This window comes from Curtobacterium luteum, from assembly GCF_001475545.1.
Classification (GTDB): domain Bacteria; phylum Actinomycetota; class Actinomycetes; order Actinomycetales; family Microbacteriaceae; genus Curtobacterium; species Curtobacterium luteum_A.
This window is the reverse complement of sequence record NZ_LDQC01000019.1, coordinates 1-15,215: the sequence shown is the minus strand read 5'-3', so window position 1 is coordinate 15,215 and position 15,215 is coordinate 1. Positions and strand designations below refer to the sequence as shown.

Genomic DNA, 15,215 nt, shown 5'->3' with positions numbered 1-15,215 from the left:
ACGGACGGGAGGCACGGATCGCGGTGATCCGTGCCTCCCGTCCGTCCTGGTGTCGGCTACGCGCGTCGGCGTCGTCGCAGGACCAGCAGGACCCCGCCCGTGGCCATCGCGAGCAGCGCGAGCAGGGCACCGATCCCGAGACCGGCCGCGCCCGTGAACGCCAGGTCGCCGCGCGGGTGCCCGCTGACGGTGGCCGGGTCGCTCGCACGCGTCGGGTCACCCGGTCGGACCGTCTGCGCGGAGGACTCGGACTGCAGCGTGGGTGTCGAGACGCTCGCCGTGTTGGTGATCCGGTCCGGCGCGTCGTCCGCGACCCGCACCGTGATCTGGAACGCGACGGCGGAGTCGACCGACAGCGGCTCCGTCAGCGTGCAGGACACCGTCCGACCATCGGTGCAGGTCGCCGCACCGCCGTCGTCGACGCTGACCAGGGTCAGGCCGGCCGGCAGGCGGTCCGTCACGACGACGGGACCCGGGTCCTCGGTGAGGCCGTCGTTGCGGACCGTCACCGTGTAGCCGACGGTCTTCCCGCGCACGACCGCCCCGGTGTGGGTCTTCGTGACCGACAACGCCGATGCCGGAGCGACGGCGGTCTCGTCCACGTCGTCGTTGTCCTCGGTCGTGGTCTCACGCGTCGTCGTGGCCACGGTCGCCGTCGGCTCGACGCCGGGGTAGGCGTCCACCGTCACGATCTGGTGCACCGTGATCACCGGGGCGAGTGTCCCCGCGACGAGGGGCCCGTCGAGCGTGAACGTCACCGTGGTGGTGCCGTCCGCGTGCTCCTCGACCGATGCGACCGTCCACCGCGGGTCCGCCTCCGCGGACACGTACGTCAGGCCCTTCGGCAGCGTGTAGGTCGCCGTGACCGCGGCGGCGTCGGACGAGCCGTCGTTCCGGACCTGGATCGTCTCGGGGAGGTCCTTCCCGATGACGGCCGTCCCGGTGTGACCGATCGCGATGGCGACGTTGGCCGTCCGACCGACCGTGATCGGGCTCTCGGCGCTGCCGTTCGTCCCCGGGGTGGCCGGGGTGCCCGACCCGGTGACGCGCGCCGTGTTGACGAGCGCGTCCGACGTGTAGCCGGATGCCACCGCGGTGGTCAGCCAGAGCGCCGGGGCGTCCTGACCGGCGACGACCGTCGACGAGAGGTCGCAGACGACCGCTCCCGGTGTCGTCGTCGCGTCGCACGACCACCCAGCGCCGGTACCGCTGCGGAACGTCAGGCCGGCCGGCAGGTCGTCGGTGACGACGGTCGTCGGCTGCGCGTCGGACGGACCGGCGTTGTGCACCTGCAGCAGCCAGACCTGGTCCGTGCCGGCCGTGACCGTCTTCACCGCCGTGGTCTTCCCGACCGCTGCGACCGGGGTCTTCGTCAGGCCGAGCGACGCGTGCGTCGTGACCTCGACGTCGGCTCCGGACCGGTCGTCGTCGCCGTCCGGGTCACTCGTGGCGCTCGACACCGCGGCGACGTTGCGGAGCGTGCCCGCCGGGGTGCCGGAGGCGATCGCCGCGGTGACGTGGAACACGGCGGTTTCTCCGGCCGCGAACGTGTCCGTCGACCAGGTCGTGACGTCCGCGCCCTGCTCCCACGAGTCGGCGTCGGTGGTCACCTTCGTCACGGTCATGCCGGTCTGGGCGGTGTCGCTCCACACGGCGTCCTGGGCGTCCGACGGGCCGTCGTTGTGCACGGTGACGTCGTAGGTGACCTCGGTGCCGGCGTCCGCCGTGGGCGCGCTCGTGCGCTCCTTGACGATGGAGAGGCCGGCGTGGGTGGTCACCGTGACGGTGGCGTCGTCCTGGGCCGTGGCACCCTTCGCGGTGACGGGAGCTGCCGTCACCGTGTTGACGAGGTCGCCTGCGCTGGTGGACGCCGGGACGTGCACGGTCAGCACGATCGTGTTCGGGTCGGTCGCGCCCGCGGCGATCCCGGCCGTGCTGGTGAGCGTGACCACCCGGTCCGTGTTCGACTCGAGCGTCCAGTGCTGGGCCGTCGCAGCGTCGAGCCCGACGAACTCCACGCCGGCGGGCAGGGTGTCCTGCACGCGGACGCTCGGCGTCGTGGCGTCCCCGGCAGGGAGGTCGCTCGGTCCGTCGGGGTTCGCGACCGTGATCGTGTAGGTGACGTCACGACCGGCGTCGACCTCGCGGACGTCGGCGGTCTTCGTCACCGACAGCCCCGCGGTCTGCGTGGCGTCACTGTTCGCGAGGGCGCTCTGCGTGATGGCGTTGTCGGCCGTCACGACCGCGGTGTTGTCGATGCGCCCCTGCAGCGACGACGGCGTGCTGACCGTGAGCGTGAACGTCGTGCTCTTGCCGGCGGCGAGCGTGCCGTCGAGGTCACAGGTGACCCGGTTCCGCGAGTCGGTCGGGGCGTCGCAGGTCCACCCGCCGTCGGTCTGCGCGCCGCTGCCGTCGAGCTCGGTGCCGGACTCGAGGGCGTCGGTGACCTGCACCTTCCTCGCGTCGGCCGTCCCGGTGTTGGTCACCGTGATGGTCCAGTGCGCGGGGGAACCGGCGACCAGGCTGCCGTCGAAGGCCTTGGCGATCGTCAGCGTGATGCTGTCGTCGACCGGCGTCGAGACCTCCTCGCTGGTGTCGTTCCCCGGGGTCGGGTCGGTGGTCCGGTCCGGGTCGACCGACACCGTGGCGGAGTTCTTGATCGTCTGGTCCGCGGTCACGTCCGGGTGGACGGTCGCGAGGACGGTGATCGCCGAGACGGCCCCACTGGGCAGCCCGGTGCGCGTGCAGTCGACTGCGTCGTCCTGCACCGAGCAGGTCCAGCCGTCACCGGACGCCGAGACCGCGGTCACCGTGTCCGGCAGGTCGTCGTGCACCGTGATCGGGCCGCGGGCGTCGGAGACGTCGTGCGCGGCTTCGTCGCGGAGGTTCTGCACGGTCAGCGTCCAGGAGATGGACCGACCCGCCTTCGCCTCGGCCGTGTTGCTCGTCTTCGTGATGGCGAGGTCGGCCTGCGCGATCGGCGTGAGGGTGTCCGAGTCCGAGTCGTTCGCGCTGTTCGGGTCGTACGTCTGCCCCTGCGCCTGCGTGATCGTCGCGGTGTTCGTGATCGTGCCGAGGTCGGCGTCCGCCGGCAGCGTGAGGGCGACGACGAGCTCGGGGAACGCGTTCCCGGCTTCGACGACGGCGCCGTTCACGCAGGCCCAGGTGCTGTCCTTCGGCGTGCACTGCCACTGCGTCGCCTTCGGATCAGCGGTGCTGAAGGCGAGCGTCGCGCCCTCCGGCAGGTTCTTCGGCCGGTCGATCACGGTGGTGCCGTGCGCAGCGTCCGGACCGCGGTTCGTGACGGTGATCGTCCACGCCTTCGGCGTGGTGGCGCCGGCGATGACCCTGGCGTCGGTCGCCTTCTTGGTCACCGCGAGGTCCGCGGAACCGATGGTCGCCGTCGCGGTCGCGTCGTCACCGCCCTTCGGGTACCAGACGTACGAGCCGGAACCCGATCCGGTGGCGCCCGTGGCGCTCGCGGCCGTCGCCGTCACGTGGTTCACGTGACCCGTCCCGACGCCGACGCCCGGCGTCGTGACGACGTCGGCCTGGGGAGTCGCCTGGTAGTGCAGCACGAGCGTGCTCGACTGACCGAGCGAACCGAGGTCGGACCACGTCAGCGTCCGCCCGTCGATCTTCGGCGTCGGAGCTGCGGTCGCGGCGGCGCCGTCGCGGGAGGTCGTGGCGCTGCCGGGGACGTACGACCAGTTCTCCGGGAGCACGTCCTGTGCCGTCACCTTGGGCGTGGTGCTGCCGTCGTTCCGGAACGTCACGCTGAAGTCGGAGGGCTGCCCGATGTAGGACAGGCCGCCCACGGTGTCGTTCGACTTCGACACGCTGACCTTCGGGAACGATGGCGTGACGGTCGCGGACGCGTTCTTCCCCTGGTAGCGCTGACCGTCGGGGAGGGCCTGGTAGTCGCCGGTCGAGGCGGTGTTCACGAGGGCGCCGCCGGTCAGGGAGGCGTCGTCGGCGAGCTTCGCCGCGTACGTGTGGGTCACCGTGGCGTTCGTACCGACGGTCGTGGACGGCCAGCTGATCCGTCCGCCACCGCAGGACGCGTCCCGGGACAGCGTCGCGTTCTCAGCCGTGAGCGAGGCCTCGTCGACGACGATGCCGGCCGGCACGCAGTCCGTGACCGGGACGCCGTACGCGGGCGATCCGGTGTTCGTGATCGTGACCGAGTACGTGATCGGCTGGCCGGGCTCAGCCTTGACCGCTGTCGACTCGACCGAGCCGACCGTCGCCGTCTTCGCGATCGCGAGCGCCGGCCGGACGACGCTCACGTTCGCTTCGTACGAGGTCGTCGATGCGTCCTGGGGCGTCGTGTCCTCGTCCGTGCGGTTCCACGCGAGTGTGGCGGTGTTCTTCAGCACGTCGCCGGCGTTGCGGTCGGCGTCGACCGTCACCGGGACGGTGATCGTCACCGTGGTGGGCTGAGCGGATCCGCTCGCCGAGGTGATGTCCGCGAGCTGCACCGTGACGGTACCGCCGGACTCCTGCACCGAGGTCACCTGCGCCGACGACCCCGAGACGACCGCGCTGGGTGCCCCGGAGGCGGTCAGGCCCGTGGGCAGCTCGTCCGTCACCTGGGCGTGGTACAACGCAACGTTCGCCGGGATGGTCGCGACGATGGAGTAGGTCGCGCGGTCCCCGACCCGGACGTCGGTCGTGGTCGACTTCGTGGCATCGCTCGACCTCGTACCGGTCGATGCGCCGGACGTCGGGTCCCAGGTGCTGCTCTGCAGCTGCTTGGTGATGGTCGGCCCGGTGACGCTCACGTCGTTCGTGGTCTGCTCGCGCTGGATGTACGAGGGCGTGGCGTCCGTGTAGTCCGTGTCGATGCTCGACGAGAGCACCTGTGCGGAGTTCGTGTACGAGGCGCCTGCCGGGAGGTCCGTCTTCGCCTTCGCCGTGATCGTGACCGACGCCGAAGCGCCGCCCGCGAGCGTTCCGTCACCCGTGGCCCGCCACGCGTGGAGGGTCGTCCCGGTACCGCACGGCTGCAGCTTCGCGCGCATCGCGTCCGTCAGCGGGTACTCGCTGGTCGACGAGTCGTACGTGAACGCGTCCGGGTAGCAGTCGACGATGATCACCGACCGCGCGTCGACACCGGTGGTGTCGTTCTTCGCGGTGACCGTCCAGGTGAAGGAGTCCCCGCCGGCGATCTTCGTGTTCGAGGGGAGGCTGTTGCGCTTCGTGACGGTGACGTTCGGCGCCGTGACCGCGAGGGACGCCGGCTTGGACGCACTCCGGCGGGACCCGCTCAACGGGTCGTCGTTCGTGAACGTCGCCGTGTTCGTGACGGTCCCGGTCCTGAACCGGGACGCACCTGACTGCGGCTTGCTGCTCGTGCCCTTCGTGACGCGGAGGTGCGCCACGGTGACCGTGAAGACCAGGTCCGTCGACCCGGAGTTGTCGAACGTGGTCGGGAACAGGATCGTGCCGGGCCCGTGGTCCGGGTCGCCGCGACCGGTCAGGGTGAAGGTCGCATCGCTGCCGTCGGGCATCGTGTAGCTCGCGGTGGCGTCGGCCGAACCGGCCTGTCCGCCGACGGTCGCGGCCGAGTCGTCGCCCGGGAGGCCGAGCGTCCACGAAGTGGCGTCGGTGATCGCGAGACCGTCGGCGATCGGGTCCGCGAGGACGCCGTTCAGCACGGTCGTCCGGGCAGGCACCGTCACCGAGTAGGTGAAGGTCGCGTTCTGGCCCGGCGCGACCGACCGGTCCGAGAGGTTCGTGGCGCCCGCTTCTGCCGCGCCCGTCTTGTCGACGGTCGCAGCGGGGACGGTGACGGCGTACGCCGCGTCGGCGCTCGTCGCGGCTCGCTGGCCGGATCCGGCCGAGGTCGTGGAGGTGCTCCGGTCGGTCGGTGCGGGGATCCAGGTCGTCGTGTCGCCGCCGGTCGTCGTCGTGGTGAACGCCGTCACGGAAGCACGGTTCTCGTAGGTCGACCCCGCCGAGGCCTGCGCCGGCATGCGCATCGCGTAGGTCAACGTCCTCGAGGCGTCCGCAGCCAGCGGGGCTGCGACGCGCCAGACGATGAACGCGCGGTCTCGCAAGGAGGTCGGAGCGTCGTCCGGGGCCGCGACGCACCGGCCGTCATCGCTGACGTCGTCCTTCGGGACCTCCGCACACGTCACACCCGGCGGGAGCGCATCACGCACCGTGACGGTGTCCATCGCGAGTGATGATCCCCCGGCGGCGTCGTTGGTGACGGTCACGGCGTAGCGGAGGTACTGGCCCTCCGTGGCCTGCGACGGCTTCGACACCGCCGACATGCTGTCCGCGGTGGCACCGACGGCCGTGATCGTCTTGGCGATCGCCGCGGCCGGGTCACCCGACACGGCGTAGTTCGCCATCGTGCGCAGCGATGTGACACTGCCCTCGGTGTCCTGCTGGGCGTACTTCATCAGGTTCTGCGTCAGGTCGGCCTTCGCCGTGCTCGACCCCGGAGCCCCGATCTTCGCGGCCACGAAGAACACGAGCGTCGTCTTCTCGCCGTTCTGCGGCAAGTACGTGCCCGTGGCGCCGGCGACCGGGTGCCCGATCGAGAACGTCGCGGTCGTCGAGGTCGTGTCCCCGGAGACGGCCACGTCCTCCGCCGCCACGGTGTTGCCCGACGAGGACCCTCCGAGCGCCCAGTCCTCGTCCTGCTTCCAGCCGGCGCCCGTCGCCGTGCCGTTCGGCAACATGTCGGTCACGGTGGCGTTGCGGGTCTGGGCGCCGGCGCCGAACTGCACCTCGAGGCGGAAGCACACGGTGTCGCCGAGGGTGAACCCGCCGGCGTCCTTGGCCGAGTAGCCGTCGGTCCGTGCGGCGCAGTCCGTCGCGTTCGTGACGCCCTGCGTCGCTGCCCGCGAGAGCACCTGCTTCGAGATGGTCGGTCCGGTCGAGGTGATCGTCGCACGCGAGTCGTCGACGACGCGCTGCGAGCCGGTGTCGCCCGCGACCCCGACCGAGGTGCCGGACATCTGCACCGTGTTCGTGAACGCGTCGCCGACGGCGGTCGGGCCCTGCTGCTGGGTCGCCGAGTAGGTCGAGCGCATCAGGCCCGCGTAGGTGATCTCCTGCGTGGTGTTCTTCGGCATCGCGGCGTCGCGCGGCGCCCCAGACGGGTCGGTCGCGTCCGTGGTGGCCAGGGTCATCGCCATCGTGAAGCCGCCCGTCGCCGGGTGGTACGTGACGGAGTCGACCGTCGCGCCCCGCACGGCGCCGGCCATGGTGCTGACCGACCGCGGGTCGCAGTCCGAGGGGTAGGCGCCGTCGCCGTCGACCTGCAGAGCGGTGTCCGCGGGCACGACCGGGCAGATCCCGTTCGGGATCTCGTCGGTGAAGGAGATGCCCTCCGCGCGCTCGTACTCCCCGGCGCGGATGGTGAGCGTGTAGCCGGCGAGCTTCCCGGCCGTGAAGGTCGTCGGGCTCACCGCCTTGGCCACCGCGAGGTCCATCGCCTCGACGGTCAGCGAGTCCTGCGCGGTCTGCACGCTCCCGGACGTCCCGTCGGCGTCACGCCCCTGGTACGACCCGGACGCGACAGCGGTGTTCTTCTGCGCCTGCCCGTTCGACACCGGGTCGGAGGTGTCCTGCCGGGTGGATGGCCCGTTGTTGTTGTCGAGGTTCGCGCCCTGCCCGAGCGACTCCGCCGTCGGCTCGGCTGCGGTCGCAGGCTTCCCCGGCTGTCCGGAGAAGTCCATCGTGTTCTCGTGGAGCGGCACCGCAGCGCGGTACGAGATCGTCCGCTTCGCGCCGGCCGCGAGGTCGCCGAGGTTCCACACGACCTTCGTGAAGACCTTGGTGTCGTCCTGCCCCGGCGCACCGAGGACCGTCTCCACGCTGACCGGATCGGTGCAGTCCGCGAGCTTCGTGGCCGTGCCCAGCGCCGGGGCCCCGTCGTACTCCGCTCCGGACGTGGTGTGCTCGACGTTGCCGCACTGCAGGAATTCGAGCCCGGCGGGCAGGTAGTCGGTCACGGTGACGCCGTTCGTCGGCGCCTGCTTCGTGTTGGCGACCGTGAGCGTGTAGGTCGTCGGCTGCGCGTGCACCCCACGGACGAGCTCGTGCTCCGAGCTCGGTTCGGACTTCACGATCTTGAGCGCGGAGACGGCGGTCGACGCGAGCTCACTCTTCGCCTGGTCCGTGTACCCGTCAGCAGGAGCGCCGTCGGCGTCGAACGTCGGGACCGTGCGGGCGATCGTGTTCGCGGCGACCTGCGCCGTCCCGGTGAAGCGGCTCCCTACCGGGAACACTTCGTCGGCGGACCGCACCTCGAACGTGATCGACTTGGCATCCCCAGAGACCAGGTCCGACACGTTCGCCCAGGTGAGCAGGGTCCCGACGACCGCTCCCTTCGAGTCCGTCACGTCGCTGATCACGGGCTCGCCGACGGCGATGCCGGCGCTCGACGCGACGTAGGTGACGCCTACCGGCAGCGTGTACGTGTACCCGAGGTTGTAGAGGGCCGGTGCGCCAGCCGGGTTCTTCGCCGTGATCGTCACCGACGCCTGCTCCCCGTTGAGCACCGAGCCGTCGGCCTTCACAGCGACCGTCATCGCGGACGCCGCGGCAGCCGCGACCGGCTGTGCGAACGCGACCACGGCGAGCAGACCGGCGAGCAGTGTCGTCACCACCAGCATCGCGAGCGCACGGGGACGGACGGAGAGCAGGGTGGGGAGCATCGAGGGTGCCTTCGGGTCGGCGTCCGGCGACGCGAAAGCAGCGCGCGACAGTACCGGGCAGGCAGGGAACCTGCGCCGGGGAAGGCGGGTGTTCGGGTCACCACGCGGAGCCGGTTCAGCCCCGCGACTCGACGGTATCGAGTTGCGGCAAACCGCAACAACACCCCGAGCGGGGTACATGACGTCCCGCCTTGTGGGGACACGTCGCGCACCGGCCACACGACGGACGGGAGGCACCGCTCACGTGGTGAGCAGTGCCTCCCGTCCGTTGGGTGGGAGCAGGGGTCGGGCGCTACGCGCTCGTGCCGTCCCCGTCGTTCCCGACCTTCGCGTCGAGATCCGCGGCGGTCTTGTCGATCTGCTCGTCGAAGCGACCCCCGGTGACCTTCTTCAGCCCGTCGGCGAGGCCGTGGATGATCCTGTCCGAGACCTCTTCGGCCTTGTCGCTCTTCAGCGCTTCCTCGATCTTGTCGCGGTTCTCGTCGACGAAGGCCTTCGCCTTGTCGGTGACCTCCTCCGCCTTGGCGGAGACGTTCTTCTGCACGTCGTCGAAGCCGGCCATGATGCCCTCCCTGCCCGGTCGGCACAGGCCGACCGCTCGGTGGCCGGTCCCTCCGGCCGCTTGCCGTACATGCTGCACGAAACCTCAGGTCTTGTCCGCTCAGCGCGGGCCGCTCGACAGGACGCCGGGAAGAGCGACGGTCAGGACGACGACAGCGGGGCCGGACCCGAAGGCCCGACCCCGCTGCAGCAGGTAACGAGAGTTACTTGACGATCTTCTCGACCGTACCGGCGCCGACCGTACGACCACCCTCACGGATGGCGAAGCGGAGGCCCTCCTCCATGGCGATCGGCTGGATCAGCTCGACCGACATGTGCACGGTGTCACCGGGCATGACCATCTCGGTGCCCTCGTCGAGGGTGATGACACCCGTGACGTCGGTGGTGCGGAAGTAGAACTGCGGGCGGTAGTTCGCGTAGAACGGGTTGTGACGCCCACCCTCGTCCTTGGTCAGGATGTACGCGTTCGCCTCGAAGTTCGTGTGCGGCGTGACCGTACCCGGCTTCACGACGACCTGGCCGCGCTCCACGTCCTCACGCTTGAGGCCACGGAGGAGCAGACCCGCGTTGTCGCCGGCCTCGGCCGAGTCGAGCAGCTTGCGGAACATCTCGATGCCGGTGACGGTCGTCTTCTGCGTCGGGCGGATGCCGACGATCTCGACCTCAGCGTTGACGTTCAGCTGACCACGCTCGACACGACCGGTGATGACGGTGCCACGACCGGTGATCGTGAAGACGTCCTCGATCGGCATGAGGAACGGCTGGTCGGTGGCGCGCACCGGGTCCGGGACGTTCTCGTCGACAGCGGCCATCAGGTCCTGGACGGACTTGACCCACTTCTCTTCGCCGTTGAGGGCGCCGACAGCGGAGACCTGCACGACGGGGGCGTCCTCGTCGAACTCCTGCGAGCCGAGGAGCTCACGGACCTCGAGCTCGACGAGCTCCAGGATCTCCTCGTCGTCCACCATGTCGGACTTGTTCAGCGCGACGACGATGTAGGGGACGCCGACCTGGCGGGCGAGCAGGACGTGCTCACGCGTCTGGGGCATCGGGCCGTCGGTGGCGGCGACCACGAGGATCGCGCCGTCCATCTGCGCCGCACCCGTGATCATGTTCTTCACGTAGTCGGCGTGACCGGGGGCGTCGACGTGCGCGTAGTGACGCTTCTCGGTCTGGTACTCGACGTGCGAGATGTTGATCGTGATGCCGCGCTGGCGCTCCTCGGGAGCGTTGTCGATCTGCGCGAAGTCGCGAGCCTCGTTGAGGTCCGGGTACTGGTCGTGCAGAACCTTGGTGATCGCCGCCGTGAGCGTGGTCTTGCCGTGGTCGACGTGACCGATGGTTCCGATGTTGACGTGCGGCTTGGTGCGCTCGAACTTGGCCTTGGCCACTGTGGGTCCTCCTCAGGACTCGGATCGCACGCCCCCGGTCGTTCCCGACCGTTGGCCTGCGTGGTTTTGTGTCTTAACTGTACTTGGTGACGAGGGGCCCGTCGCCGGGCACCCTCGCCTGTGGAGCAGCGCTGGAGCGCTACTCCCCCTTGCTCTTCGCGACGATCTCCTCGGCGACCTTGGCCGGGACCTGTGCGTAGGTCTCGAAGGTCATCGAGTAGACGGCGCGACCAGAGGTCTTCGACCGGAGGTCGCCGACGTAGCCGAACATCTCGGACAGCGGCACGCTCGCGCGGACCACCTTGACGCCCGAAGCGTCCTCCATCGAGGCGATCTGGCCACGACGGGAGTTCAGGTCACCGATCACGTCGCCCATGTACTCCTCGGGCGTGCGGACCTCGACGGCCATGATCGGCTCGAGGATGACCGGGCCGGCCTTGCGGGCGGCTTCCTTGTAGGCCATCGAACCGGCGATCTTGAACGCCATCTCGGACGAGTCGACGTCGTGCGACTGACCGTCCTTGAGGATGGCCTTCACGCCGACCGTCGGGTACCCGGCGAGGATGCCGACCTGCATGGCGTCCTGGATACCGGCGTCGACCGACGGGATGTACTCGCGCGGGACGCGACCACCGGTGACGGCGTTCTCGAACTCGTAGACCTTCTCGGCCGTGACCTCCATGGGCTCGAGCGCGATCTGCACCTTCGCGAACTGACCGGAACCACCGGTCTGCTTCTTGTGGGTGTAGTCGTAGCGCTCGACCGGCTTGGTCAGGGTCTCGCGGTAGGCAACCTGCGGCTTGCCGACCGACGCCTCGACCTTGAACTCGCGCTTCATGCGGTCGACCAGGATGTCGAGGTGGAGCTCGCCCATGCCCTTGATCGTGGTCTGACCGGTCTCGGCGTTGAGCTCGACGCGGAACGTCGGGTCCTCTTCGGCGAGCTTCTGGATGGCCGTGGAGAGCTTCTCCTGGTCGGCCTTCGTGTTCGGCTCGATGGCGACCTCGATGACCGGCTCCGGGAACGTCATCGACTCGAGGACGACCTGGTTGCTCGGGTCGCAGAGGGTGTCACCGGTGGTGGTGTCCTTGAGGCCGATGACCGCGTAGATGTGGCCAGCGGTCACGTTGTCGACCGGGTTCTCCTTGTTGGAGTGCATCTGGAAGATCTTCCCGATGCGCTCCTTCTTGCCCTTGGTCGAGTTGATGACCTGGGCACCCGACTCGATCGAGCCCGAGTAGACGCGGACGTAGGTCAGTCGACCGAAGAAGGGGTGCACCGCGACCTTGAACGCCAGGGCCGAGAACGGCTCGGTGGCGTCGGGCTTGCGGATGATCTCCTTCTCCTCGTCCTTGACGTCGTGGCCGATCATCGGCGGGACGTCGAGGGGCGAGGGGAGGTACGCGATGACCGCGTCGAGCATCGGCTGGACGCCGCGGTTCTTGAAGGCCGAGCCGCAGAGGACGGGGTAGACCTCGGACGCGATGGTCAGCTTGCGGATACCGGCGCGGATCTCGTCCTTGGTGAGCTCCTGGCCGTCGAAGAACTTCTCGAGCAGGGCGTCGTCGGACTCGGCGACGCGCTCGACCAGCTTCGCGCGGTACTCCTCGGCACGAGCCTGGAGGTCCGCGGGGATCTCCTGGACCTCGTACTGGGCGCCCATGGTGACATCACCCTTGGCGTCGCCCGGCCAGACCTTGGCGTGCATCTCGATGAGGTCGACGACACCGATGAAGTCGTTCTCCGCACCGATCGGGAGCTGGAGCACGAGCGGCTCCGCGCCCAGGCGGTTGACGATCGTGTCGACGGTGAAGTAGAAGTCAGCGCCGAGCTTGTCCATCTTGTTGACGAAGCAGATGCGCGGGACGTCGTACTTGTCCGCCTGACGCCACACGGTCTCGGACTGGGGCTCGACGCCCTCCTTGCCGTCGAAGACGGCGACCGCGCCGTCGAGGACGCGGAGCGAGCGCTCCACCTCGACCGTGAAGTCCACGTGACCGGGGGTGTCGATGATGTTGATCTGGTTGTTGTCCCAGAAGCAGGTCGTCGCGGCCGAAGTGATCGTGATGCCGCGCTCCTGCTCCTGCGCCATCCAGTCCATCGTCGCAGCGCCGTCGTGGACCTCACCGATCTTGTGCGTGATGCCCGTGTAGAACAGGATGCGCTCGGTCGTCGTGGTCTTGCCGGCATCGATGTGCGCCATGATGCCGATGTTGCGGACCTTGTTCAGGTCGGTGAGCACGTCCTGTGCCACAGGGTTCCTCCGGAAGAGTTGTAGGAGAGATGGGCGTCCGTTCCGGGGCGCCGGGGTTCTTGACCGCCGACGCCCCGGAACGGTGCCGGGACTACCAGCGGTAGTGGGCGAAGGCCTTGTTCGACTCGGCCATCTTGTGCGTGTCCTCGCGGCGCTTGACCGCGGCGCCGAGACCGTTCGACGCGTCGAGGATCTCGTTCATGAGACGCTCGGTCATCGTCTTCTCGCGGCGGGCCTTGGCGTACGAGGTGAGCCAGCGGAGCGCGAGGGTGTTCGCGCGGTGCGGCTTGACCTCGACCGGGACCTGGTAGGTCGAGCCACCGACGCGGCGGCTGCGGACCTCGAGGGTCGGACGGACGTTGTCGAGCGCCTTCTTGAGCGTCGCGACGGCGTCCTGCTGGTTCTTGGCGGCGACGCCTTCGAGTGCACCGTAGACGATGCGCTCGGCGAGGCCCTTCTTGCCGTCCAGCAGGATCTTGTTCACGAGCTGCGAGACGATCGGCGCGCCGTAGACCGGGTCTGCGACGACGGGACGCTTGGGAGCGGGACCCTTACGAGGCATTGACTCAACCCTTCTTCGCGCCGTAGCGGCTGCGCGCCTGCTTACGGTTCTTCACGGCCTGCGTGTCGAGCGCACCGCGGATGATCTTGTAGCGGACACCGGGCAGGTCCTTCACACGACCGCCACGGACGAGCACCATCGAGTGCTCCTGGAGGTTGTGGCCCTCACCGGGGATGTAGGCCGTGACCTCGGTGCCGTTCGAGAGCTTGACACGAGCGACCTTGCGCAGTGCCGAGTTCGGCTTCTTGGGGGTGGTGGTGTAGACGCGGGTGCACACACCACGCTGCTGGGGGTTCGCCTTCAGGGCGGGCGCCTTGGTCTTGGTGACCTTCGGCGTACGACCCTTGCGAACCAGCTGCTGGATAGTAGGCAACTGTTCTCCTGGTTCTTCGCTCGTGCTCTCCGGCCGGCGCGGACCGCCGGCTTCCTCGTCCCACACCGAGGACCGCCTGACGGCGGAGGGATCAGTGGGGGACGGAGTGGTCCGGTCGCGGCCGGTCGGCCGTCCGGACTTTCGGGCGCGCCCGAGGGCGCACACCGGGTAGAGCCTACCCGCGGCACCACGCGAAATCAATCCGGGCGCGTCGCACTGGAGGCCCGTGGGTGCCGCCCTGGGCGAACGCCGGACCGGCGGGTCCTCGCGTGGGCGGCAGGGCCGCGTCCGACCAGGTCGCGCACCGCCCCACCTGGTCGGCGCCCCGTCAGGAGCGAGCCGATCCGGAGGGCACGGTGCGTCGCGATCGCGGCGGCCGACCACCGGGGGTGACCCGTGCCTCCAGGCCGGACGCTGCCCGTCAGGAACCGGACTCGGTGGTGGCCGGGGCGACCGCGGAACGGAACGTCGCACCGTCGCTGTCGAACCCCGTGATGTACCCGCTCGCGTTGACGTTCATCGGGCCGGCGGAGGCCGTCCCGACGCCGCCCGGCCCCGAGATGTCCGCGGTGAAGGTCGCGCGACCGTAGGTGGTCGTCGTGACGAGCCAGCCGCCGGACGACCATCCGCCGACCGAGACGACCGGGCGGGTACCGAGCGTCCAGCGCTCGTTCGTGTACGAGTAGGACGGGTCCTCGCCGTAGGCGTAGAAACTGCACCCGGACGGCGCCGGGTCGTGCGACGCGATGCACGCGTCGACCCAGGCGTCGACCGCCTTCGTCGCCGCGTTCCTGCCCGTGGACGTGAGGGTCGCCGTCATCGCGACCGGACTCGACGCGGTGCCACCGAAGCCGCTGACCTCGGCGGTCTCGGCGCCGGACTCGACCCACTTGCCGCCCTTGATCGCGACGTCGTAGCTGCCGGGGAGGGCGGTGAGCGTCGCCGTGCCGTCCTTCGACGTCGTGACGGACATGCCGGCGACCTCGAGCGGGGTGCGGGCCGGACCGCGGACCGACACGTCGACGGCCCCGAGGCGGGGCGGCTGCAGCTGCCAGACCGGGAACACGCCCCAGTCCGTACCGGTGCGGCTCAGCTCGAACGTCGCCGGGACGTCGCGGCCGCCCTGGCGGAGGGCGGTCGTGACCGCGGCGCTGTCGCCGCTCGTCCGGACCGAGGTCACGCGGTAGCCCGTGACCGTCCGCTCGGCCTTCGCGTACGCGGCGTCGGTCAGCAGGACGTCGCTCTCGTCGTGCTCGATGCCGGCCGCCTCGAGCGCAGCCTCGGCCTTGCCGGCGACGAGGTCGTCGAGGAAGGCACGGACCGGCCGGTCGGCGGCGTGCGTGCTCATGCCGTTCGCGTAGCCGATGCCGCCGCCGACCACGAGGAGGACGAGCGC

General features: G+C 69.8%; 7 protein-coding genes. All 7 read right to left on the bottom strand.

Going from position 1 to position 15,215, the window contains the following annotated elements; all coding sequences use genetic code 11:
• Nucleotides 1-56 precede the first annotated feature (56 nt).
• The gene (locus NS184_RS03170) at nucleotides 57-8,678 is read right to left on the bottom strand and encodes an isopeptide-forming domain-containing fimbrial protein (protein ID WP_058724698.1); all 8,622 of its coding nucleotides are present in this window, start codon (nucleotides 8,676-8,678) and stop codon (nucleotides 57-59) included.
• A 292-nt stretch (nucleotides 8,679-8,970) separates the two neighbouring features.
• A complete protein-coding gene (locus NS184_RS03165; RefSeq protein ID WP_058724697.1) occupies nucleotides 8,971-9,240 on the bottom strand; it encodes a hypothetical protein in 270 nt (89 codons plus the stop codon).
• Nucleotides 9,241-9,442: 202 nt separating this feature from the next.
• Nucleotides 9,443-10,630, bottom strand: a complete 1,188-nt coding sequence (gene tuf / locus NS184_RS03160) for an elongation factor Tu (protein ID WP_058724696.1) — start codon at nucleotides 10,628-10,630, stop codon at nucleotides 9,443-9,445.
• Nucleotides 10,631-10,769: 139 nt separating this feature from the next.
• Nucleotides 10,770-12,884, bottom strand: a complete 2,115-nt coding sequence (gene fusA / locus NS184_RS03155) for an elongation factor G (RefSeq protein WP_058724695.1) — start codon at nucleotides 12,882-12,884, stop codon at nucleotides 10,770-10,772.
• Between the two features lie 91 nt (nucleotides 12,885-12,975).
• Nucleotides 12,976-13,446, bottom strand: a complete 471-nt coding sequence (gene rpsG, locus NS184_RS03150) for a 30S ribosomal protein S7 (protein WP_058724694.1) — start codon at nucleotides 13,444-13,446, stop codon at nucleotides 12,976-12,978.
• 4 nt (nucleotides 13,447-13,450) lie between these two features.
• A complete protein-coding gene (gene rpsL / locus NS184_RS03145; protein WP_017885540.1) occupies nucleotides 13,451-13,819 on the bottom strand; it encodes a 30S ribosomal protein S12 in 369 nt (122 codons plus the stop codon).
• Nucleotides 13,820-14,240: 421 nt separating this feature from the next.
• Nucleotides 14,241-15,215: hypothetical protein (locus NS184_RS18180; protein ID WP_058724693.1), on the bottom strand; the 975-nt coding region annotated here is incomplete at its 5' end.

Excerpts from the sequence above, each read along its gene's own strand:
- NS184_RS03170 (WP_058724698.1), bottom strand. The coding sequence starts at position 8,678 with ATGCTCCCCACCCTGCTCTCCGTCCGTCCCCGTGCGCTCGCGATGCTG.
- rpsG (WP_058724694.1), bottom strand. The coding sequence starts at position 13,446 with ATGCCTCGTAAGGGTCCCGCTCCCAAGCGTCCCGTCGTCGCAGACCCG.
- NS184_RS03165 (WP_058724697.1), bottom strand. The coding sequence starts at position 9,240 with ATGGCCGGCTTCGACGACGTGCAGAAGAACGTCTCCGCCAAGGCGGAG.